Source organism: Bradyrhizobium sp. PSBB068 (genome assembly GCA_016839165.1).
Taxonomy (GTDB): Bacteria; Pseudomonadota; Alphaproteobacteria; order Rhizobiales; family Xanthobacteraceae; genus Bradyrhizobium.
Genome location: CP069300.1, coordinates 2,702,488 through 2,723,103 on the forward strand (window position 1 = coordinate 2,702,488; position 20,616 = coordinate 2,723,103).

The following is a 20,616-nucleotide window of genomic DNA, read 5'->3' on the forward strand; positions in this document are numbered from 1 at the left end:
ACGACCATTGAAGTTTGCCCTTGTGCGGGACAACATAAAGCTATGAGCGAACAACAGATCAAGATCACCCTGGCGCAACTCAATCCGACGGTCGGTGACGTCACCGGCAACGCCGCGAAAGCGCGTGCCGCGCGCGAGAAAGCCAAGGCCGACGGCGCCGACCTCGTGGTGTTGTCGGAGCTGTTCCTCGCCGGCTATCCGCCGGAGGACCTGGTGCTCAAGCCGGCGTTCCAGTCGGCCTGCCGCGCGGCGGTCGAGGAGTTGGCGCGCGAGACCAAAGACGGCGGCCCGGCCATGCTGATCGGCACGCCGTGGGTCGAGGACGGCAAGCTCTACAATGCCTGCGCGCTGCTCGACGGCGGACGCATCGCCGCGCTGCGCTTCAAGGCCAATCTGCCGAATTACGGCGTGTTCGACGAGAAGCGGCTGTTCGCGCGCGGCCCCGCGCCGGGCCCGGTGACGGTGCGCGGCGTGCGCATCGGCGTGCCGATCTGCGAGGATATCTGGCTCGAGGAGTCCGAGGACTACGAGAACGTCGTCGAATGTCTGGCCGAGACCGGCGCCGAGATTCTCGTGGTGCCGAACGGCTCGCCCTATGCCCGTGACAAGGCCGATCTCCGTCTGTCGATCGTCGTGGCGCGGGTCACCGAGAGCGGGCTGCCGCTGATCTATTTGAACGAAGTCGGCGGCCAGGACGAGTTGATCTTCGATGGCGCCTCGTTCGCGCTGAATGCCGATCTGTCGGTGGCGGCGCAGCTGCCGGCGTTCGAGGAGAACATCACGACGCTGACCTGGCGTAAGACCGCGGACGGCTGGCGCTGCTCCGGGCCGAGCACGGCGCAACTCGAGGGCGACAAGGCCGATTACGCTGCCTGCGTGCTCGGCCTGCGCGATTATGTCCGCAAGAACGGATTTCCCGGCGTGCTGCTCGGCGTTTCTGGCGGCATCGATTCGGCGCTGTGCGCGGCGATCGCGGTCGATGCTCTCGGCGCCGACAAGGTGCGCGGCGTGATGCTGCCGTTCCGCTACACCGCGCAGGTCTCGCTCGACGATGCCGCCAAGCTCGCCGCCGCGCTCGGCATCCGCTACGAGATCCTGCCGATCGCCGACGCCGTGAACGGCTTCGAGAAGATCCTGGCGCCGGTGTTTGCCGGCATGGAGCGCGACATCACCGAGGAGAATCTGCAGGCGCGCGCCCGCGGCACGCTGTTGATGGCGATCTCCAACAAGACCGGCGCCATGGTGGTGACCACCGGCAACAAGTCGGAGATGTCGGTCGGCTACGCCACGCTGTACGGCGACATGAATGGCGGCTTCAACCCGATCAAGGACATCTACAAGACCGAGGTGTTCCGCCTGTCCAGCCTGCGTAATGGCTGGAAGCCGGATGGTGCGCTCGGCCCGTCGGGTGAGGTGATCCCGGTCAACATCATCATCCGGCCGCCGACCGCGGAGTTGCGCGAGAACCAGACCGATCAGGATTCGCTGCCGCCCTACGACGTGCTGGATGCGATCCTCGAACGTCTCGTGGAGCGCGAGGAGCCGCTTGCGACCATCATCGCAGCCGGCTTCGACCGCGATGTGGTGACCCGCGTCGATCGCCTGCTCAACATCGCCGAATACAAGAGGCGGCAGGCCGCGCCCGGGGTGAAGGTGACGCGGAAGAACTTCGGCCGCGACCGCCGCTATCCGATCACCAACCGCTTCCGCGATTTCGGCAAGGCCTTGCCGGAGCCCGACGAGAAGCTGGTGACGCGCACCTCGCGTGCGTCGGCGGAGGCGTTCGAGGGGTAAATCCTACTGCTTCTTCTGCTGGATGAAGGTCGGGCCGACCGTGCGGATCTGGCCGTCGCTCGCGGGCGCGGCCGGCGCCGTGGTGGCGTCAGCGGCGGCAGGCTGCTGTTGAGCTGTCGCTGCCGGCACGCCCTTCTTGCCGGCGGCAGCCTTGGTCTGGGCGCGCTGCTGCATCTTCCGCGCGCTCTCCTCGGTGACGATGATGTCGCCCTGCTGCGCAGCCGCCGACTGGTCGTCGACCGCCTTCAACGCCTCGGCCCAGCTCTGGCCGGCCGCCCTGCACGAGCAGGACGGATTGAACTCGGTGCGGTACTTGAAGGCGTTCGGCAGCGACGAGTAGGACTGGCCGCTGATCGAGACCGCCTGGTTGATGTCTTCGCCGGGATTACGGTAGGCGAACAGGCTGGCCTCCGCGGCCGGGCACTGCGCCTTGCAGACCTGCTCGTCGGCGGCAAAGCGCGCCTGCGTGGTTGCGAACGAGATCGGGAAATAGGCGCCGTCGCAGGTGCGGACGCAGACGGTGCGGAAGGTGCCGGACTGTCCGGCATATTGCGCGTCGGGCGGGGGCAGCGGATTGCCGGGATTGCCGCCACCGCCGCCGCCGAACAGGTTCTCGATGAAATTGCCGGGGCCGCGCGCAGCCGCCGCGGCGTATTGCGGGCCGCAATTGTTCTGCGCCAGCGCGGTCAAGACCGAGCGGCGCTGGTTCTCGCGGTCGGCGCCGCCGAGGCCGCCGGTGCGCAGCCGCTCGAGATTGGCGGTCATCTGGTCGAGATTGGCGCGCATCTGCTGGATCTGGTTGTTGACCGGACCGCACTGCGCCGAATTGTTGTTGAACAGAGACAAGAACCCGGAGCTGTCGCAGCCCATGCGCCGCGCCTGCGCCGTCACCCGATCGAGCTCGCCCTGCTGCCGGGTTGCCGCATCCTGGTAGCGGCGGATCTGCTCGTCCCGTGCCGGATCGCCGCTGCCGCCGCCGCGATCGATCGCCGCCAGCTGGCCCTCGAGCCGCGCGCACATCGGGTTGGCCTGCGGCGCGCCTTGCGGAGCCGGGCCGGGCGGACCCGGGGGGACCTGCGCCAAGGCATGCGTCGCGGGCAGGGCGATGCCGGCCAGCAGGGCGCAAGTCAAAAACCAGCGGAAGAAGCGAGAACGGGAGCTATTGGGCATATCCGGCCATTAGAACGACGCCGCGCGGCGAGCAACGCCAAGCGCAGGCAAGGCCGTGCAATAGCCTTTTCTCGGGGCAGCGTCACGTCGTTTCCGGGGCGCCGGTGTGGCAATAACCCCGTTTATCCAGCGGCTTGGCTCAGCGCTGGCAGGTGATGGCGACGTATTCGCCGCAGCTATTGCCGGTGCATTTGGCGTTCGCGGCATGCGGAACCGCGCCGGTGATCTCGTCGGGATCGACGCGGCGGTAATTGCTCGCCTGCGCAAAATCGCGTGAGCGGCAGTAGGCGCGGGCGGCGGAGGCGCCGCAACGGTCGCCGCGGGCGATGCACTGGTCGATGCCGTAGCCGTCGGCCTCGTTAGCGATGATGAAAACCCGGCTGTCGGCCAGCGCGGCCGAGGCGACAAGGACAAACGTGCAGGCAATCAATGCTGAAATGGGCCGCATGGTGCACCGATGATATGGCGGGGAATCCGCTGGCCCTCCCGTACGCTCAATTCCTTAATAATGATTAACCATGAAGGCGTTGGCGTGATTTCGGTAGAGGGCGGGCCGCAAATCACCCGAAAACAGCCCCTTGACGCGATAAGGGGGCCGTGAGAGATGGTGGAACCATGAACGGCCACCTCGCCATCTGCAGCATTTGCCGCGAGATTATGAGCTAGCGATTCGCTGGCTGAGGCCGTCTTTTCTCAATCGCCTGAGAATCACCGGACGCCTCGCCGCGAGGAACAGGTGATCCATGGATTTGCGCCTCTACGATACGCTGACCCGGGAGAAGCGGCCCCTCGTGCCGCTCGATGCCAACAATGTCCGCATGTATGCCTGCGGACCGACGGTCTACGACTTCGCCCATATCGGCAACGGCCGCGCGGCCATTGTCTTCGACGTGCTGTTCCGCGTGCTGGGCCATCGCTATGGCGCCGATCACGTCACCTATGTCCGCAACATCACCGACGTCGACGACAAGATCAACGTCCGCGCCGCGCGGGACTATCCCGGCGTGCCGCTGAACGAGGCGATCCGCAAGGTTACCGAGCTGACCTATCAGCAGTACCAGGACGACGTCACGGCGCTCGGCTGCTTGGCCCCGACGGTGCAGCCGCGCGCGACCGAGCACATCCCGGAGATGCGCGCGATCATCGAGAAGCTGGTCGCCGGCGGCTTCGCCTATGTCGCCGAGGATCATGTGCTGTTCTCGCCGCAGGCGATGAACGCGGCCAATTCGGTGCTGCCGCGCTACGGCTCGCTGTCGAAGCGCTCGCTCGACGAGATGATCGCCGGCGCCCGCGTCGACGTCGCGCCCTACAAGCGCGACAACACCGACTTCGTGCTCTGGAAGCCGTCGAAGCCGGGCGAGCCGTCCTGGCCGTCGCCGGCCGGCATTGCGGTCGAGGGCCGGCCAGGCTGGCACATCGAGTGCTCGGCGATGGCCTGGAAGCATCTCGGCGAGAAGTTCGACATTCATGGCGGCGGCATCGATCTGGTGTTCCCGCACCATGAGAACGAGCTCGCCCAGACTTGCTGCGCGTTCCACACCGACCGTATGGCCAATGTCTGGATGCACAACGGCTTCCTGCAGATCGAGAGCGAGAAGATGTCGAAGTCGCTCGGCAACTTCTTCACGATCCGCGATCTCCTGGCCGATTGGCCCGGCGAGGTGCTGCGGCTCAGCATGCTCAAGACGCATTATCGTTCGCCGCTCGACTGGACGCTGAAGAGCGCGGAAGAGAGCGCGAAGACGCTCGACGACTGGTACGCGGTTGCGGCCGATGCCGAGCCCGGCGCGCCGTCGCAGGCCATGGTCGAGGCGCTCTACGACGATCTCAACACGGCGCAGGCGATGGCCGTGCTGCATGGCCTGCGCAGCGCATCGTCGAGCAGCGAGCAGAGTCGCAGGGAATTTGCCGGCTCGCTGCGGTTGCTCGGTTTCCTGTCCGAGAGCGCGGCGGCCTGGGAGGGCCGCAAGCGGCAAGCGAGCGGCGTCGATGCGGCGGCCGTCGAGGCGCTGATCGCCGAGCGCACGGCGGCGCGGGCGCGGAAGGATTTCAAGGAGTCGGACCGGATCCGTGATCAGCTCGCCGCGATGGGGGTGGCGATCAAGGATGGCAAGGACGCCGACGGCAAACCAGTGACCACCTGGGAGGTCGCGCGATGAGCCGCTCCGCACCCGCGTTGCGCCCCTATCTGCCTGATGACGCGCCGTTGCTGGCGGCGATCTTCGCGGCCTCGATCATGGACCTGACCGGCGACGATTACAGCGAGGCGCAGCAGGAAGCTTGGGCGGCGGCTGCCGACGACGAGGCAGCGTTCGGCAAGAAGCTTGCCGGCCAGCTGACGCTGATTGCGACGTTGCAGGGCGCGCCTGTCGGCTTCGCCTCGCTGAAGGGCGCCGATCACATCGACATGCTCTATGTGCATCCGAGTGCGGTCGGGCAGGGTGTCGGTGCCGCGCTGTGCGATGCATTGGAAAAGATCGCAAGCGCCCGCGGCACCAAGATCCTGAAGGTCGATGTCAGCGACACCGCGCTCGAATTCTTCCGCAAGCGCGGCTATGTCGCACAGCAGCGCAATTCGGTCACCATCGGCGACGAGTGGCTCGCCAACACCACGATGCAGAAGACGCTCGACGGCGTCGCCGCGCCCGGAGGGCACGCATGAGCCGCGAGCGCCTCTATCTGTTCGACACCACGCTGCGCGACGGCGCGCAGACCAACGGCGTCGACTTCACGCTGCAGGACAAGCAGGTGATCGCGGGCATGCTCGACGCGCTCGGCATCGACTATGTCGAGGGCGGTTATCCCGGCGCCAATCCGACCGATACCGAGTTCTTCAGCAGGAAGCCCGCGTTCGATCATGCGCGCTTCACCGCGTTCGGCATGACGCGGCGGCCGGGCCGCTCGGCCTCGAACGATCCGGGGCTCGCCGGCATCCTCGAGGCCAAGGCGGACGCGATCTGCTTCGTCGCAAAATCCTCCGCCTACCAGGTCCGGGTTGCGCTCGAGACCACCAATGAGGAGAATCTCGCCTCGATCCGCGACAGCGTCGCGGCCGCCAAGGCGATCGGCCGCGAGGTGATGGTCGACTGCGAGCATTTCTTCGACGGCTACAAGGAGAACCGCGACTATGCGCTCGCCTGCGCGACGGCGGCCTATCAGGCCGGCGCGCGCTGGGTGGTGCTGTGCGACACCAATGGCGGCACCATGCCGCATGAGATCGAAACCATCGTTGCTGATGTCGTCACGCAGGTGCCCGGCGCTCACGTCGGCATCCACGCCCATAACGACACCGAGCAGGCGGTCGCCAACTCGCTCGCCGCGGTGCGTGCCGGCGCGCGGCAGATCCAGGGCACGCTCAATGGCCTTGGTGAGCGCTGCGGCAATGCCAATCTCTGCTCGCTGATCCCGACCCTGAAGCTGAAGCAGGAGTTCGCCGAGAAGTTCGAGATCGGCGTCACCACCGAGAAGATGGCGACGCTGATGAAGGTGTCGCGCACGCTCGACGACATGCTGAACCGCGCGCCGAACCGTCACGCGGCCTATGTCGGCGAGAGCGCTTTCGTGACCAAGACCGGAATCCATGCCTCGGCTGTCATGAAGGATCCGCAGACCTATGAGCATGTGCTTCCGGAGACTGTCGGCAACCACCGCAAGGTGCTGGTCTCGGATCAGGCCGGTCGTTCCAACGTGATGGCCGAGCTCGACCGCGCCGGCATCGTTTACGACAAGACCGACCCGCGGCTGACGCGGCTGGTCGAGGAGTTGAAGGAGCGCGAGGCCGCGGGGTTCGCCTATGAATCCGCCAACGCATCCTTCGATTTGCTGGCGCGCCGCACGCTCGGCAAGGTACCGGAATATTTTAAGGTCGAGCAGTTCGACGTCAATGTCGAGCAGCGCTACAACGCCAACGGCCAGCGTGTGACCGTGGCGCTCGCGGTGGTGAAGGTCGATGTCGACGGCGAGCATCTGATCTCGGCCGCCGAAGGCAATGGCCCGGTCAATGCGCTCGACGTCGCGCTGCGCAAGGACCTCGGCAAGTACCAGAAGTACATCGATGGCCTGAAGCTGATCGACTACCGCGTGCGTATCCTCAATGGCGGCACCGAGGCGGTCACGCGGGTTCTGATCGAAAGCGAGGACGAGACCGGCGAGAGCTGGACCACGGTCGGCGTCTCGCCCAATATCATCGACGCCTCGTTCCAGGCGCTGATGGATTCGGTGTTCTACAAGCTGGTGAAGTCGGGCGCGCCGGCGTGAGTGAACGACAAACAACGCACAGCCGTCATTGCGAGGAGCGATAGCGGCGAAGTAATCCATGCCTCCACGTGCGGCGCGATGGATTGCTTCGTCTCGTTCGCAATGACGAGGGAGAACGGCACATGATCGACCACGTCTCCGTCGGCGTCCGCGATCTCGAGCGCGCGGCGCGGTTCTACGAGCCGACGCTGGCCGCGCTCGGCCTGAACCGTCTCGTCACGCGGCCGGCGACGATCGGCTTCGGCAAGGCCTATCCCGAATTCTGGATCAATCTGCGCGCCACGATGGCGCACGTCGCACATGAGAGCGGCACCCATATCTGCCTGCGTGCGAAGACCACCACTGAAGTCGATGCCTTCCACGCCGCCGCGCTGGCCTCCGGCGGCCTGTCCGATGGCCCGCCCGGCCTGCGTCCGCACGACCGCGTGCGCTACTATGCGGCTTTCGTGCTCGACCCCGACGGCAACCGGATCGAGGCGGTGACGTTTCCGAGCGCGTGAGCGAGGCTGAACCCGTCGTCCTGAGGTGCGAGCCTTGCGGCGCAATTGCGCCGCTGGGCGAGCCTCGAAGGGCGAACGGCCGCCAGCCGGGCCGTGCATGCTTCGAGACGCGCGTTCCGCGCTCCTCAGCATGACGGGAACAATTTAGCGCGTTCGAGCGATCACAGCCGCCGTGCCACTTCGGGGGCCAGCTCCTTCGCGGCGGCCGGCTTGCCGGCTACTGCGGAACGCAGCCGCGGCAGGATGTCGTCGACACGGTCGGCCATCAGGACGTTGATCGGCAATGTCGGGCGGATGAACTCCGTCGTGCGCATATGGCTCAAGAGCGAGAGCAGGGGCTCCCAGAAGTTGTCGATATTGGCGAGCAGGATCGGCTTGGAGTGACGGCCGAGCTGCTGCCAGGTCAGCTGCTCGACCAGTTCCTCCAGCGTGCCGATGCCGCCGGGCAGCGCAACGAACGCATCAGAGTGCTCGAACATCAGGCGCTTGCGCTCGTGCATGTCGGGCGTGACGATCATCTCCTGGACCGAGGTCAGCGCATTCTCGCGCGCCCGCAGGAACTCCGGGATGATGCCGGTCACCGAGCCGCCATGGTCGAGCGTGGACTTTGCGACCGCGCCCATCAGGCCGATCGAGCCGCCGCCATAGACCAGGCGCACGTTGTTTTCGGCAAAGGCCTTGCCGAGCGCGACGGCAGCTTCAACGAAGCGGGGATTGTTACCGGGGCCGGAGCCGCAATAAACACAGACGGTCTTGATTTGGTTCATACGTTCCTTGTGGCACTGCAGCGTAAACAGGGTCAAGACTCCCATATGGGGATTGAGAGCCAAAAAATCCCGTAAATTCCCGCGAATCGCGAACAATTTTCGTCATAAGCCTGTACGCCGCGTTCAAACGATCTATATGACGGGCACAATGGCAAATCGTGGAAAAGATGTGGCAGCGCGCCGGCGCGCCATGACGGCGAGAGCGGGATCCTGATGGTGCCGCCGCAACAGAGGATGACCGCTGGCGGAGAGCCCACGGCCGCGACGACGCCCGCCGAGAAGGGCACGCTGGTCGGGACCCTGGTTCATCTCTGGCCCTACATCTGGCCGGGCGATCGCGCCGATCTGAAGATGCGCGTGATCTGGTCGGTGGTGCTGCTGCTGTTCGCCAAGCTCGCGACGCTGTCGGTGCCGTTCACCTTCAAATGGGCGATCGATGCGCTGAACGGCGCGGGCTCGGCTCCGGTCGAGTCGTCGAACTGGGTGCTGTGGCTGATCGCCTCGCCGGTGCTGATGACGATCAGCTATGGCGCGGTGCGCGTCATCATGGCTGTGCTGACGCAGTGGCGCGACGGCATCTTCGCCCGCGTTGCGATGCATGCGGTGCGGCGGCTCGCCTACATCACCTTCGTCCACATGCACGAGCTGTCGCTGCGCTTCCATCTGGAGCGCAAGACCGGCGGCCTGACTCGCGTGCTGGAGCGCGGCCGCTCCGGCATCGAGACCATCGTGCGGATGGTGATCCTGCAGCTGATCCCGACCATCGTCGAGGTCACGCTGCTGGCGGCGGTCTTGCTCTGGCAGTTCGACTGGCGCTACGTGCTCGCGGTGCTGATCACGGTCGTGGTGTTCATGCACTACACCTACGTCGCGACCGAGTGGCGGATCGAGATCCGCCGCAAGATGAACGATTCCGACACCGAGGCGAACACCAAGGCGATCGACTCGCTGCTCAACTACGAGACGGTGAAGTATTTCGGCGCCGAGGAGCGCGAGGCGAGGCGCTACGACCGCTCGATGGAGCGCTACGAGCAAGCCAGCGTGAAGACCTATACTTCGCTCGCCGTGCTCAACACCGGGCAGGCGATCATCTTCACCGCCGGCCTCACCGCGACCATGCTGATGTGCGCGTTCGGCATCCGCAACGGCACCCACACGGTCGGCGATTTCGTGCTGATCAACTCGATGATGATCCAGCTCTATCAGCCGCTGAACTTCATGGGCATGGTGTATCGCGAGATCAAGCAGGCGATCATCGACATCGAGAAGATGTTCGACGTGCTGGCGCGCGATCCCGAGGTGAAGGACGTGCCGGGCGCCAAGCCGCTCGCGGTGTCCGCCGGCAGCGTGCGCTTCGAGGATGTCCGGTTCGCCTACGAGCCCGATCGGCAAATCTTGAAAGGCTTGAGTTTCGAGGTGCCGGCCGGCAAGACGGTTGCGATCGTCGGTCCGTCCGGTGCCGGCAAGTCGACGATCTCCCGGCTCTTGTTCCGGCTCTACGACGTATCGAGCGGCCGCATCCTGATCGATGGCCAGGACATCAAGACCGTGACCCAGGCCTCGCTGCGACAGGCGATCGGCATGGTGCCGCAGGACACCGTGCTGTTCAACGACACCATCCGCTACAACATCCGCTACGGCCGCTGGGATGCCGGTGACGACGAGGTGGAGGAGGCGGCGCGCCTTGCGCAGATCGACGGCTTCATCCGGATGTCGCCGCAGGGTTACGAGACCCAGGTCGGCGAGCGCGGCCTGAAGCTCTCCGGCGGCGAGAAGCAGCGCGTCGCGATCGCGCGCACCGTCTTGAAGGCACCGCCGATCCTGGTGCTGGACGAGGCGACCTCCGCGCTCGACAGCCACACCGAGGCCGAAATCCAGGGCGCGCTGGAGCGGGTGTCGCGCAACCGCACCTCGCTGGTGATCGCGCACCGGCTGTCGACCATCGTCGGCGCCGATGAGATCATCGTGCTGGACCAGGGCCGGATCGCCGAGCGCGGCACCCACGCGCGGCTTTTGGCCGCCGACGGCCTCTACGCCAGCATGTGGAACCGGCAGCGCGAGGCCGAGGAGGCCCGCGAACGGCTCGCCCAGGTCGATGACGACGGCACGGCGCCGAATCGCCTGCCGCCGGCGGTCACTGAATCCTCACAGGATTCCAGCCCCGTTGCGGGTGAGAAGCCCTTGCCGACCGCCGCGGAATAGTCGATCTAGGGCGTCTCCCGCCAACCGGGGCGGGGAAACCCAAGCGAGTTCTGATGTCGATCGCCAATTCCATCCGCGCGCAGATCCCGCCGATCCACCCCGAGGGCTACCCCTTCATTGGCGGGTTCGCCCTTGCGAGCCTGATCCTGTTCTGGATCTGGACCCCGCTCGGCTGGATCGGGACGCTGCTCACGGTGTGGTGCGCGCTGTTCTTCCGCGATCCCGTGCGGGTGACGCCGCTGCGCGACGGCATCGTGGTGTCGCCGGCCGATGGCCGCGTCTCCATGGTGGTACAGGCGCTGCCGCCGGCCGAGCTCGGCCTTGGCGACAAGCCGCTGCCGCGGGTTTCGGTGTTCATGAGCGTGTTCAACTGCCATGTGAACCGCAGCCCGGTGGCCGGCCGCATCGACCGCATCGCCTACCGGCCGGGGGCCTTCATCAATGCCGAGCTCGACAAGGCGAGCGAGGACAATGAGCGCAATTCGCTGGTCATCTCCAGCTCAAACGGGCGGATCGGCGTGGTCCAGATCGCGGGCCTCGTGGCGCGCCGCATCGTCTGTTTCGTCAAGGAGGGGCAGTCGATCGGTGCCGGCGAGCGTTTCGGCCTGATCCGCTTCGGCTCGCGTCTCGACGTCTATTTGCCCGAGGGCACCAAGGCGCTGGTCTCCGAAGGCCAGACCGCGGTGGCGGGCGAGACGATCCTGGCGGATTTCCGCGGCGCCGATCCGGGCCGCACCTACCGCGCCGATTAACGCTGTTTCGGCCGGTTGATCAGCCGGTTCCCGTGCCGATGGCGGAGCGGGGCCATGCTTGCTATATTTATCGGACCATGACGCCATTCGATAACAATTCCAGCGAGCTTCGCCGCCGCCGGTTCCGCCCGATCCCGGTGCGGATGCTGGTGCCGAACATGATCACGCTGCTGGCGATCTGCGCCGGCCTCACCGCGATCCGGCTGTCGACGGAAGGGCGGATGGAGCTGGCGGTCGCCGCCATCGTGTTCGCCGCCATCCTCGACGGCATCGACGGCCGCGTCGCCCGCATGATCAAGGGCCAGTCGAAATTCGGCGCCGAGCTCGACAGCCTCGCCGACTTCGTCAATTTCGGCGTAGCGCCGGGCCTGATCCTGTATTTCTGGCAGCTGCATGAACTCAACAACGGCGGCTGGATCGCCGCGATGGTGTTTGCGATCTCCGGCGGCCTGCGCCTGGCGCGCTTCAATGCCTCGATCGACGACCCGAACAAGCCGGCCTTCGCTGCCAATTATTTCACCGGCGTGCCGGCGCCGGCCGGTGCGATCACCGTGCTGCTGCCGATCTATCTCGCCTTCCTCGGCGTGCCGATGCCGCCGTCGACGTTGACGGCATTCTACACGCTGCTGATCGCCTTCCTGATGGTGTCGCGGCTGCCGGTGTTCTCCGGCAAGACCGTGAAGATGCGCGTGCCGCCGGAGATGGTGTTGCCGGTGTTCGTGTCGGTGGTGTTCTTCGTCGCGCTGCTGATCGGGTATCCCTGGCACATCCTGTCGGCGGGCTCGGTGGCCTATCTAATCAGCCTGCCCTGGGGCTGGAAGTCCTACCGCGACCAGGAGCGCCAGCTTGCGGCGCAGACGCGAGGTGCCGGCGCGCCGGCACCTGCCGCTGCTGCTCCTTACGTAGCGCCGGTCGCGGATAGCGACGACCATGACGACCGTCCGACCCATCTGCATTAAAGCGCGCCCATTGATTGACCCGTCATCCCCGCGCAAAGGCTTCGCCTTTGTCGCTGGACGTGCGAGCGCAGCGAGCCTCGAAGGATGCACGGTCACCAGCGGGGCCGTCGACCCTTCGAAGGCGGCTGAAGAAGCGGCCACCTCAGAGCGTGTGAATTTTTGTGGCTTGGGCGAAAGATGTAGCGGGAGGGATGGGGGATGTGATTCCCTGCAATCGCTGAATTGCGGGAGAGCGGGAGATGGCTGAAGACCAGCTGTTTGGAGAACTGCCGGAGCAGCCGAAGCCGCAAACTGATGCGGCGCCAGCGGGTTTGCCGCGTCTGCGCGAGCCGCAGCGCGATCAGATTGAACTGCGGGCGGTGGATATCGATAGCCTGATCGGGGAAGATCATCCGGCGCGGGTGATCTGGTGCTATGTCGACGGGCTCGAGCTGCGCGAGCTTGAAGATCGGATCAAGGCGCGGGGCGAGAGGCCGGGTCATCCGGCGACGTCGCCACGGCTTTTGCTGGCACTGTGGCTCTATGCGACCAGCGACGGGGTAGGAAGCGCTCGCGCCCTGGAGCGGCTGTGCGAGAGCCACGATGTCTATCGCTGGCTGTGTGGCGGGGTCTCGGTGAACTACCATACGCTGGCGGACTTCCGGGTCGGATGCGCCGATCTGCTCGATCGGCTGCTCGCCGAACATCTTGCGGCCTTGGCGGAGGTGGGCCTGGTCGACCTCAGCCAGCTGGCGCAGGACGGCGTGCGGATCCGGGCGAGCGCCGGGGCCGCCTCGTTCCGGCGAGAACAGACACTCGATCACCATTTGGAGACCGCGCAGACGATCGTGGCGGAGCTCAAACGCGAGGTCGAGGCGCGCTCCGATGCCAGCAACCAGCGCATCAAGGCGGCCAAGGAGCGAGCGGCGCGTGAGCGCACCGAACGCCTGAAGGCAGCGCAGGCCGCGCTCGCCGAGATCAAGCGGCAGCGCCAGGCGCGCGAAGACAAGCGCAACAACGGCAAGACGCCGAAGGAGCCGCGCGCCTCTACGACGGACCCCGACGCCCGCGTCATGAAGATGGCCGGCGGCGGCTTCCGGCCAGGATACAATGTGCAGGTGGCGAGCGCGGCCGGCGAGCAGATCGTGGCCGGGCTCGACGTGACCAATATTGGTTCCGATCGCGGCCTCATGCAGCCAATGCTAGATCGCTTGCGCGCGCGGACCGGCCGCCTTCCGGGCCGCCATCTCGTTGATGGCGGCTTTGGCAGTGCCGAGGACATCGAGTGGGCGCATGATCAAGGGGTTGAGGTCTATTGTCCGCCCACGCAATCCAAGCACGGTACCGATCCCTACCTGCCGCGGCGCGGCGACGGCCCGGGCGTGTTGGCTTGGCGGGCACGGATGGCAAGCGAGCCGGGCAAGGCCCAGTACAAGCTCCGATCGATCTGCGAGTGCATCCACGCTCGATGGCGCAACTGGGGCCTGCGGCAACTCACCGTACGCGGCCTTGAAAAGGTCCGTGCCGTCGCGCTCTGGTTCGTCCTCACCAACAACGTCTTACAAGGGCATCGGCTCTACAGCGCTTAAACACCACATCGGCCACCCGGCCGCAGCTGCGCAAAAAACCAAACCCACCCGACCTACAGACGTAAAAGGCAAAACCCGAAAGCTTCACAAGCTGTCAGGGTGACGGTGATAGAGTGGGCTTCACTCCCGCAAATATCAGCCATGAGCGTGCCTCGGTTGGGTTCGCCTCTGATCTCGGCTATAGGCTGGGACGGCCCGCTCGAGCATGATCCGGAAAAGTGGAAACCGGTTTTCCGAAGAGATCATGCTCAAACAAAGAAATCCGACGCCAATAATCAGGAGAGAAACGCCGTGACGACATCCGCTTCCGCCCCGCTGCCTGCTTCCGTCCTCGAGGCGTTGGCGCGCTACGACACGCCGACGATCTGCAACGCGATGGAGATCGTGGCGCCCGAGCGGCGTCTGATCGGCTACACCGTGAAGCCGCTGGTCTGCCCGTTCCCGACGCTGCCGCCGATCGTCGGCTATGCGCGCACGGTTGCGATCCGCTCGGTGCTGAAATCCGGGCTCTCGGCCGAGGAGCAGTCGAAGCGCCGCATCGACTATTACGAATATGTCGGCACCGGCTTCGGACCGCGTATCTCCGTCATCCAGGACATCGACGGGCCCGACGTCGGCTACGGCGCGTTCTGGGGCGAGGTGCAGAGCGCCGTGCACAAGGCGCTCGGCTGCCTCGGCGTCATCACCGACGGCTCGATCCGCGACATCCCGCAATGGGCGCCGGGCTTCCAGGCGCTGGCCGGTTCGATCGGCCCGTCGCACGCCTGGGTGCACGCCGAGAGTTTTGGCGGCGAGGTCCGCGTCGCCGGCATGACGGTGCGCTCCGACGACCTGATCCACGCCGACAGCCACGGCGCGATCGTGATCCCCTATGACGTCGCGGCCAAGCTGCCGGAGGCCGCCGAGCTGTGCGGCCGCCGCGAGACCCCGATCCTCGACATCGCGCGCAGCAAGGACTTTTCCCTCGAGAAGCTGAAGGACGCGCTGAAGCGTTCGTCGGAAATCCACTGACGCATCGCGCGTTATCGATATGCGGAGCGGCGGGCCTGAAGACCCGCCGTTTTGCTTTCGTCAGGCCGGCGCGACCTTGGCGATCTCGTTGGCGCCGCGAATGGTCATGTCGACGGCGACATAGAGGATCACGGCGAGGCCGAGATAGGCGATCCAGCGGTGGTTCTGCAGGAGCCGCGCGATGAAGGTGGCGGCCGCGCCCATCATCGCGATCGAGAGCGCAAGGCCGAACACCAGCACGATCGGCTGCTCGCGCGCCGCGCCGGCAACCGCCAGCACGTTGTCGAGCGACATCGAGACGTCGGCGACGATGATCTGGGTCGTGGCCTGCCAGAGCGTCTTGCGCTGGCCGGCCGCGCCGTCGGCTGTGTGTTCGGCCGCGGTCCTGTGCGCGCTGGCGCGCAGCTCCCGCCACATCTTCCAGCACACCCACAGCAAGAGGATGCCGCCGGCCAACAGCAGGCCGACGATCTGCATCAACTGCGTTGTGAGCAGCGCGAACACGATGCGCAACAGCGTCGCGGCGCCGATGCCGATCAGGATCGCCTTGCCGCGTTGCTTTGCCTGCAGGCCGGCCGCGGCAAGGCCGATCACCACGGCATTGTCGCCGGCCAGCACGAGGTCGATGACGACGACTTGCAGCAAAGCGCTGAGCGCGTCGAGTGAGAATAGTTCGGACATGGATCATCCCCCTGAGGTCGGGGAGTGGACCGTTCGACGAAGCCGGATGCGTTCGTCATCCGACGGCAAATCCGCCGCGACGGTGTCGCGTCGCGGGTCGAGGCAGGGCCACTCCAACTGAGTTCCAGTCCGACATCGCAGCTTGTGGCTGCCAGAGGGGCCCGGCCTGGGATTACGGTCGTGATGCTGGACGAAACGCCGCCTGTTCTTCGAAGAACAGCGCCGCTTGGTCCGGCTCGCCGAGGATCGCCGCTGCACACCCCATAAAGGTGAACGCACCGGCGAATCCCACAGCGTGAGGTTCGCCGCGCTTGCGCGCACGCGGATCACGCGCGCCGCAAGCGCGGCCATGGCTGCCTCAGCGAACAACACGAGGCTGAGCGCGGGCAGCACGAGTGCGGGCTCAACCAGACGCAGCGTCAGGACGATCGGCAGCGCTGACAGCACCGCGAACAGCAGGAGCATGCCGAACGGCTCCCGCGAGGGAGTTTTCCGCACGATCCGGTCTGGAATGGTCGAGGACATTCCGATCCTGACTTGGTCGTTCGTGTCGAGACTATCAGAATGCATTCACGTTGACGCGCGGCGCGGCGCCGCGCGACGGCAGGCCGCGCGACAGGCTGTACGCCGGGCGGCCATGGCAGCGCTGTGGGCGGTCCATTTCGGCCGTTCCGGCGCTGGCGGCGCCATGGCAAAGTCCGTGCCGCGCATTTATCTTTGCTGGCAGCACTGGGCGAACGATCGAAGGGCGATTGCGATGAATATGGCAGGCAAGACCGTGCTGATCACCGGTTCCACCGATGGCGTCGGCCGGTACGTGGCGATGAAGCTGGCGGCTGCCGGCGCCCGGGTCCTGATCCATGGCCGCGATACCAAGCGGGCGCAGGCCCTTGCCGACGAGATCAAGCGGGTCAGTGGCCGCGAGCCGATGTTCTATCAGGCCGATCTGTCCTCGCTCGCCGAGGTCCGCGAGTTTGCCCAGCTGGTGCTCGACGACCAGGAGCGCCTCGACGTGCTGGTCAGCAATGCCGGTATCGGCTCGCAGAACGAGGGCCCGGCGCGGCAGACCAGCAAGGATGGCCACGAGCTGCGCTTCGCGGTGAATTACCTCGCCGGCTTCCTGCTTGCGCATCTGCTGTTGCCGCGGCTGAAGGCGAGTGCCCCGGCGCGCATCGTCAACGTCGCCTCGCTCGGCCAGCACCCGATCGATTTCGGCGACGTGATGATCACCAGGAACTACAGCGGCGGCCGCGCCTATGCGCAGAGCAAGCTGTCGCAGATCATGTTCACCATCGATCTCGCCGAGCAGTTGCAGGGCTCCGGCGTCACCGTCAATTCGCTGCATCCGGCGACCTACATGAACACCACGATGGTGCGCGCCAGCGGCGCGACGCCGATCTCGACCGTGGAGCAGGGCGGCGACGCCATCCTGCGCCTGGTCCAGGACGACGACGTCGCCGACAAGAGCGGGCTGTTCTTCGACGGCAAGCGCGAGGCCCGCGCCCATGCGCAGGCCTATGATGCCGAGGCGCGCCAGCGGCTGCGGGCGCTGAGCCTCGCGCTCACGGGCCTGCGGACTTCCTGACCTGGCGCGGGGCTGGCGCGGCTTCGGCGTGGATCGCCTCGAACAGACGCTTGCAGGCAGCAGGAACGCCGCGATCGGGCACGGTCGCAATGCCGAGCAGCAGGCCGGGTTGCGCGCGCTTCGGTGAGAGATACCAGGGCGAGAGCGGGGCAGGCGCCAGCCCGTGCGCCAGCACCTGCCGCGCGATTTCGACATCCCCGGCCTGGTCCGGCAGCGTCAGCATCACAGCAAGTCCCGCGACCCGCACGTCGTTGCTCCACGGACGCAGCGCAGATGTCAGGGCGTCGCGGTTGTCGCAATAGGCTTGCTTGGTGCGTCGGAGGTGGCGGATGTAGTGGCCATCGCGCATGAACTCCGCGGTCGAAAGCTGCACGGCCGGTCCGGGGGCCGGGACGAGGCAGGTCGCGACATCGGCGAACTCCGCGGCCAATGGCTCGGGCGCAACCAGGAAGCCGAGCCGCAGCGTCGGCGAGATGGTCTTGCTGAATGAGCCGAGATGGATCACGCGGCCGGTGCGATCGAGCGAGGCGAGCGCCGGCGCGGCGCGGCCGTCGAGCTGCAACTCGCCGAGATAGTCGTCCTCGATGATCCAGCCGCCGGTCTGCGTGGCCCAGTCGAGCAGCTGCGCGCGGCGCGCCGCCGACAATGGCGGGCCGAGCGGCGCCTGCTGTCCCGGCGTCACGACTGCGAGCGCCGCATCGGGGGCGTGTTTGAGGCCATGGTCGACGTCGATGCCGTTGCCGTCGACGGGGACTGCGACCAGCTCCAGCCGGGCGAGCTCGAGCCCCTTTCGGGTCAATGGAAATCCCGGGTCTTCCATCCATGCGCGGCGGCCTTCGAGGCCGAGCACGCGCAGCGCGAGGCCAAGTCCGCCGCTGAAGCCTGACGTGACGACGATCTGCGCCGGCGAGCATTCCACGCCGCGCGCGATCGCAAGATGCGCCGCGATCTCACGCCGCAGTTCGAGCTCGCCGCGCGGATCGCCATAGCGGCTCACCGCGCTCAGCTCTGCTCGCACGGCGCGCGCGCGGATTCGTGCCAGCAGCTTTGCGGGGAGGGAGTCCTGCGCGGGAACGCCCATCCGGAAGTGTCCCTGGCCGGTCAGGTCATGAAACATCTCCACGACCGATCCGGGAGCGACCGGCGCGTCGGGCTTGGCGGCCTTTCCTGGACGCCTCGCGACGCTGGTGCCATTCGCCTTCGACGACACGATGTGCTGGGTGTCCGACAATCTGTCGTAGGCCGCCCGCACCGTACCGCGGGCGACGCCGAGCTGCGCGGCGAGGTCGAGCCACGACGGCAACCGTGCGCCCGGCACCAGCACGCCATTGTCGATCGCCGTCACGATCGCCTTGCGGATCTGCTCGGAGAGCGGCGTTTTGGCCGAGCGGTCGAGCGCGATGGGAAGCGGCTTTGGCATGGCCCGTGGTACACCAATTCGGTTCATTCTTGGTGCTTCTTTTCAGGCCTCCATGCCCGCATCTATCCGGCAGCAATGGAGGCGATCAGATGAAGATCCTACTGCCGGTTATTCTGGCCTGCGCGGTGCTTGCGACCGCGGCGAGAGCGGAAACGGTGACGCCGAAGTTCGAGCACGTGATCACGAACATTCCCGGCAAGTCGCTGGTCACGGCCGAGGTCGACTTCCCGCCTGGCGATCCGTCGGCGCCGCACCGTCATGCCAAATCCGCCTTCCTGTATGTCTATGTCCTGCAGGGCGCGATCGAGAGCCAGGTCGAGGGCGAGGCCGCGCCGCATGTCTATCGCGCCGGCGACAGCTTCTTCGAGGCGCCCGGCGCGCATCACGTGATCGGACGCAATGCCAGCAGCACCGAGCCCGCGAAGCTGCTTGCCGTCTTCGTCGTCGACAGCAACGACAAGGCGCTGACCGTCTACGACCAGGCAGAGCAAAAGCAAGGGCACAAGCAGTGAGCATGCGCATCGACTACAACAAGGCGGCCCCTGCGGGCATCAAGGCGCTCGGTGGCGTCTATGGCTATCTCACCCAATGCGGACTGTCCGCGCAGCTGATCGAGCTGGTCTATCTGCGCATCTCGCAGATCAACGGCTGCGCCTATTGCCTCGACATGCATACGCGCTCGCTGCGGAAGATGGGCGTCAAGATCGAGAAGCTCGCGCTGCTGCAGGTCTGGCACGAGGCGGAGGCGCTGTTCGACGCCGAGGAGCGCGCGGCGCTGGCCTGGGCCGAAACCGTCACCCGGGTGGCGCAGACCGCGATCCCGGACCAGGACTATCAGGCGGCGCGTGCCGTGTTCAACGAAAAGCAGCTGGTCGACCTGACCATCGCGATCGGCCTGATGAACACCTACAACCGGATCGCGATCGGTTTCCGTAACCCGCCGCAAGCCGTCGTCGAGCATTCCGCCGCGGCGTGAATGCCGACCGGGGCCGAATCCGGCAGTCGCGACAGTGCGGCTTCCGGATTCAAACCGGCCTTGCGCTCGGCCTGAATTGCGTGAGGGCAACGCCGGAAATCGCGAGCAGCCCCCCGACGATCAGCTTCGGGGTCATGCTGTCGCCAAGGAACATGACGCTCGAAATCAGTGCGAACACCGGAAGCAGCAGGCCGAACGGCGCGACGCGGCCCATCGAGCAACGGGCGATCAGCCAGAACCAGAGGCCAAACCCGGCAATTCCTCCGACGAAAATTGTATAGGCGAGTGCCAGCCAGCCACGATGATCCGCCGTGACAAGGCTCGCCGCTTGTCCATGTTCAAGGAGCAACGACATCAACGTGACCTGCGGTACCGTGAGCAGCGAGAACCACCCCATCAACATCAGGGGATCAAAAGGGCCGTAGCGTTTCGTCAGGACGTTCGACACCGCGAACGCGAAGGCTGCCCCGACCACGAGCAGCAACGGAAGGGCGTTTGCCGAGAGCCCAGGCCCTGCTGCCAGCACGACCACACCGACGAATGCAAGCACCACGCCGGCGGAAGCAGTCAGAGACGGCCTCTCCGCAAGCAGTGGCCAAGCCAACAGGACGGTGAACGGCGGAGCGAGTTGATACGCGACGGCCGATAGGCTTCCCGAGCCGAGCCCAAGGCCGACATAGAACAGCCCGAAGTTTAGCCCGCCAAGGAAAACCGAAATAGCTGCGACAGGGCCGAACTGTTGACGTGTCGGCCTTTTGACGAATGGAATAAGCAGTAGCGCGATAGCCAGGAAGCGCAGTGCGAGGAAGAAGAGAGGCGGAAATTCCATGACGCCCACCTTGATGGCCACGAACTGATAGCCCCAGAGCAGGGGAACGAGCACAGCGCAGACGATCTGGATCGCAGACATAGCTTCCTTCTTTCACGACCGATCGGTCTATATATCGGCGCGCCAATAAGAGGCGTCGATGTGT

General features: G+C 66.0%; 19 protein-coding genes and 1 pseudogene. 13 read left to right on the plus strand and 7 right to left on the minus strand.

Features of this window, described 5'->3' with window-relative positions; genetic code table 11:
• Positions 1-42: 42 nt before the first annotated feature.
• Positions 43-1,794 (plus strand): NAD+ synthase, encoded by a 1,752-nt coding sequence (locus JQ507_12385; protein ID QRI72206.1) that lies wholly within the window; start codon positions 43-45, stop codon positions 1,792-1,794.
• A gap of 3 nt (positions 1,795-1,797) precedes the next feature.
• On the opposite strand, the gene JQ507_12390 is transcribed toward JQ507_12385, so the two are convergent.
• Both JQ507_12390 and JQ507_12395 read right to left on the minus strand, forming a co-directional pair.
• On the minus strand, positions 1,798-2,964 hold the full coding sequence (locus JQ507_12390; GenBank protein ID QRI72207.1) for a DUF2865 domain-containing protein: 1,167 nt from the start codon (positions 2,962-2,964) through the stop codon (positions 1,798-1,800).
• Between the two features lie 139 nt (positions 2,965-3,103).
• Positions 3,104-3,412 carry a hypothetical protein gene (locus JQ507_12395; protein QRI72208.1) on the minus strand — a complete coding sequence of 103 codons (309 nt, stop codon included), beginning with the start codon at positions 3,410-3,412 and terminating at the stop codon, positions 3,104-3,106.
• A 295-nt stretch (positions 3,413-3,707) separates the two neighbouring features.
• On the opposite strand from JQ507_12395, the gene JQ507_12400 reads away from it, so the two are divergent.
• The 4 genes from JQ507_12400 (at position 3,708) to JQ507_12415 (ending at position 7,721) form a co-directional block, all read left to right on the plus strand.
• Positions 3,708-5,123, plus strand: coding sequence for a cysteine--tRNA ligase (locus JQ507_12400; protein QRI72209.1), 1,416 nt, complete (start codon positions 3,708-3,710; stop codon positions 5,121-5,123).
• Positions 5,120-5,626 carry a GNAT family N-acetyltransferase gene (locus tag JQ507_12405; protein QRI72210.1) on the plus strand — a complete coding sequence of 169 codons (507 nt, stop codon included), beginning with the start codon at positions 5,120-5,122 and terminating at the stop codon, positions 5,624-5,626. The genes JQ507_12400 and JQ507_12405 overlap by 4 nt, the downstream gene beginning before the upstream one ends.
• Positions 5,623-7,221 (plus strand): citramalate synthase, encoded by a 1,599-nt coding sequence (locus tag JQ507_12410; GenBank protein QRI72211.1) that lies wholly within the window; start codon positions 5,623-5,625, stop codon positions 7,219-7,221. Before JQ507_12405 ends, JQ507_12410 begins: the two co-directional genes overlap by 4 nt.
• 122 nt (positions 7,222-7,343) lie before the next feature.
• The gene (locus JQ507_12415; protein ID QRI72212.1) at positions 7,344-7,721 is read left to right on the plus strand and encodes a VOC family protein; all 378 of its coding nucleotides are present in this window, start codon (positions 7,344-7,346) and stop codon (positions 7,719-7,721) included.
• A 161-nt stretch (positions 7,722-7,882) separates the two neighbouring features.
• Here JQ507_12415 and JQ507_12420 read toward each other — a convergent pair whose 3' ends face one another.
• A complete protein-coding gene (locus JQ507_12420) occupies positions 7,883-8,488 on the minus strand; it encodes a TIGR00730 family Rossman fold protein (GenBank protein ID QRI72213.1) in 606 nt (201 codons plus the stop codon).
• 234 nt (positions 8,489-8,722) lie between these two features.
• Between JQ507_12420 and JQ507_12425 the strand changes: the two genes are divergently transcribed.
• The 5 genes from JQ507_12425 to JQ507_12445 all read left to right on the plus strand — a co-directional run bounded on the left by JQ507_12425 (position 8,723) and on the right by JQ507_12445 (position 14,980).
• Positions 8,723-10,690, plus strand: coding sequence for an ABC transporter ATP-binding protein/permease (locus JQ507_12425; protein QRI72214.1), 1,968 nt, complete (start codon positions 8,723-8,725; stop codon positions 10,688-10,690).
• Positions 10,691-10,743: 53 nt separating this feature from the next.
• Positions 10,744-11,442 (plus strand): phosphatidylserine decarboxylase, encoded by a 699-nt coding sequence (locus JQ507_12430; GenBank protein ID QRI72215.1) that lies wholly within the window; start codon positions 10,744-10,746, stop codon positions 11,440-11,442.
• A 77-nt stretch (positions 11,443-11,519) separates the two neighbouring features.
• Positions 11,520-12,401, plus strand: a complete 882-nt coding sequence (pssA, locus tag JQ507_12435; protein ID QRI72216.1) for a CDP-diacylglycerol--serine O-phosphatidyltransferase — start codon at positions 11,520-11,522, stop codon at positions 12,399-12,401.
• 239 nt (positions 12,402-12,640) lie between these two features.
• Complete coding sequence (locus tag JQ507_12440; GenBank protein ID QRI72217.1) at positions 12,641-13,969, plus strand: IS1182 family transposase; 1,329 nt, start codon at positions 12,641-12,643, stop codon at positions 13,967-13,969.
• Positions 13,970-14,260: 291 nt separating this feature from the next.
• Positions 14,261-14,980, plus strand: coding sequence for an RraA family protein (locus JQ507_12445; GenBank protein QRI72218.1), 720 nt, complete (start codon positions 14,261-14,263; stop codon positions 14,978-14,980).
• 60 nt (positions 14,981-15,040) lie between these two features.
• Here the strand turns inward: JQ507_12445 and JQ507_12450 are convergent, their stop codons facing one another.
• Both JQ507_12450 and JQ507_12455 read right to left on the minus strand, forming a co-directional pair.
• A complete protein-coding gene (locus JQ507_12450; protein ID QRI72219.1) occupies positions 15,041-15,661 on the minus strand; it encodes a TerC family protein in 621 nt (206 codons plus the stop codon).
• 172 nt (positions 15,662-15,833) lie between these two features.
• A pseudogene (locus JQ507_12455) lies at positions 15,834-16,126 on the minus strand (hypothetical protein).
• Positions 16,127-16,418: 292 nt separating this feature from the next.
• Here JQ507_12455 and JQ507_12460 point away from each other — a divergent pair.
• A complete protein-coding gene (locus JQ507_12460) occupies positions 16,419-17,246 on the plus strand; it encodes an SDR family NAD(P)-dependent oxidoreductase (protein QRI72220.1) in 828 nt (275 codons plus the stop codon).
• Here the strand turns inward: JQ507_12460 and JQ507_12465 are convergent.
• Positions 17,224-18,666, minus strand: coding sequence for a PLP-dependent aminotransferase family protein (locus JQ507_12465; GenBank protein QRI72221.1), 1,443 nt, complete (start codon positions 18,664-18,666; stop codon positions 17,224-17,226). The two genes, JQ507_12460 and JQ507_12465, sit on opposite strands and share 23 nt — an antisense overlap.
• Before the next feature lie 89 nt (positions 18,667-18,755).
• Between JQ507_12465 and JQ507_12470 the strand changes: the two genes are divergently transcribed.
• A complete protein-coding gene (locus tag JQ507_12470; protein QRI72222.1) occupies positions 18,756-19,178 on the plus strand; it encodes a cupin domain-containing protein in 423 nt (140 codons plus the stop codon).
• On the plus strand, positions 19,175-19,642 hold the full coding sequence (locus JQ507_12475; GenBank protein ID QRI72223.1) for a carboxymuconolactone decarboxylase family protein: 468 nt from the start codon (positions 19,175-19,177) through the stop codon (positions 19,640-19,642). The genes JQ507_12470 and JQ507_12475 overlap by 4 nt, the downstream gene beginning before the upstream one ends.
• A gap of 49 nt (positions 19,643-19,691) precedes the next feature.
• On the opposite strand, the gene JQ507_12480 is transcribed toward JQ507_12475, so the two are convergent.
• Positions 19,692-20,552 (minus strand): DMT family transporter, encoded by an 861-nt coding sequence (locus tag JQ507_12480; protein ID QRI72224.1) that lies wholly within the window; start codon positions 20,550-20,552, stop codon positions 19,692-19,694.
• Positions 20,553-20,616 lie beyond the last annotated feature (64 nt).

Excerpts from the sequence above, each read along its gene's own strand:
- JQ507_12470 (QRI72222.1), top strand. The coding sequence starts at position 18,756 with ATGAAGATCCTACTGCCGGTTATTCTGGCCTGCGCGGTGCTTGCGACC.
- JQ507_12480 (QRI72224.1), bottom strand. The coding sequence starts at position 20,552 with ATGTCTGCGATCCAGATCGTCTGCGCTGTGCTCGTTCCCCTGCTCTGG.
- JQ507_12465 (QRI72221.1), bottom strand. The coding sequence starts at position 18,666 with ATGCCAAAGCCGCTTCCCATCGCGCTCGACCGCTCGGCCAAAACGCCG.
- JQ507_12460 (QRI72220.1), top strand. The coding sequence starts at position 16,419 with ATGAATATGGCAGGCAAGACCGTGCTGATCACCGGTTCCACCGATGGC.
- JQ507_12405 (QRI72210.1), top strand. The coding sequence starts at position 5,120 with ATGAGCCGCTCCGCACCCGCGTTGCGCCCCTATCTGCCTGATGACGCG.
- pssA (QRI72216.1), top strand. The coding sequence starts at position 11,520 with ATGACGCCATTCGATAACAATTCCAGCGAGCTTCGCCGCCGCCGGTTC.
- JQ507_12440 (QRI72217.1), top strand. The coding sequence starts at position 12,641 with ATGGCTGAAGACCAGCTGTTTGGAGAACTGCCGGAGCAGCCGAAGCCG.
- JQ507_12415 (QRI72212.1), top strand. The coding sequence starts at position 7,344 with ATGATCGACCACGTCTCCGTCGGCGTCCGCGATCTCGAGCGCGCGGCG.
- JQ507_12390 (QRI72207.1), bottom strand. The coding sequence starts at position 2,964 with ATGCCCAATAGCTCCCGTTCTCGCTTCTTCCGCTGGTTTTTGACTTGC.
- JQ507_12450 (QRI72219.1), bottom strand. The coding sequence starts at position 15,661 with ATGTCCGAACTATTCTCACTCGACGCGCTCAGCGCTTTGCTGCAAGTC.
- JQ507_12385 (QRI72206.1), top strand. The coding sequence starts at position 43 with ATGAGCGAACAACAGATCAAGATCACCCTGGCGCAACTCAATCCGACG.
- JQ507_12395 (QRI72208.1), bottom strand. The coding sequence starts at position 3,412 with ATGCGGCCCATTTCAGCATTGATTGCCTGCACGTTTGTCCTTGTCGCC.
- JQ507_12425 (QRI72214.1), top strand. The coding sequence starts at position 8,723 with ATGACCGCTGGCGGAGAGCCCACGGCCGCGACGACGCCCGCCGAGAAG.
- JQ507_12410 (QRI72211.1), top strand. The coding sequence starts at position 5,623 with ATGAGCCGCGAGCGCCTCTATCTGTTCGACACCACGCTGCGCGACGGC.
- JQ507_12400 (QRI72209.1), top strand. The coding sequence starts at position 3,708 with ATGGATTTGCGCCTCTACGATACGCTGACCCGGGAGAAGCGGCCCCTC.
- JQ507_12430 (QRI72215.1), top strand. The coding sequence starts at position 10,744 with ATGTCGATCGCCAATTCCATCCGCGCGCAGATCCCGCCGATCCACCCC.
- JQ507_12420 (QRI72213.1), bottom strand. The coding sequence starts at position 8,488 with ATGAACCAAATCAAGACCGTCTGTGTTTATTGCGGCTCCGGCCCCGGT.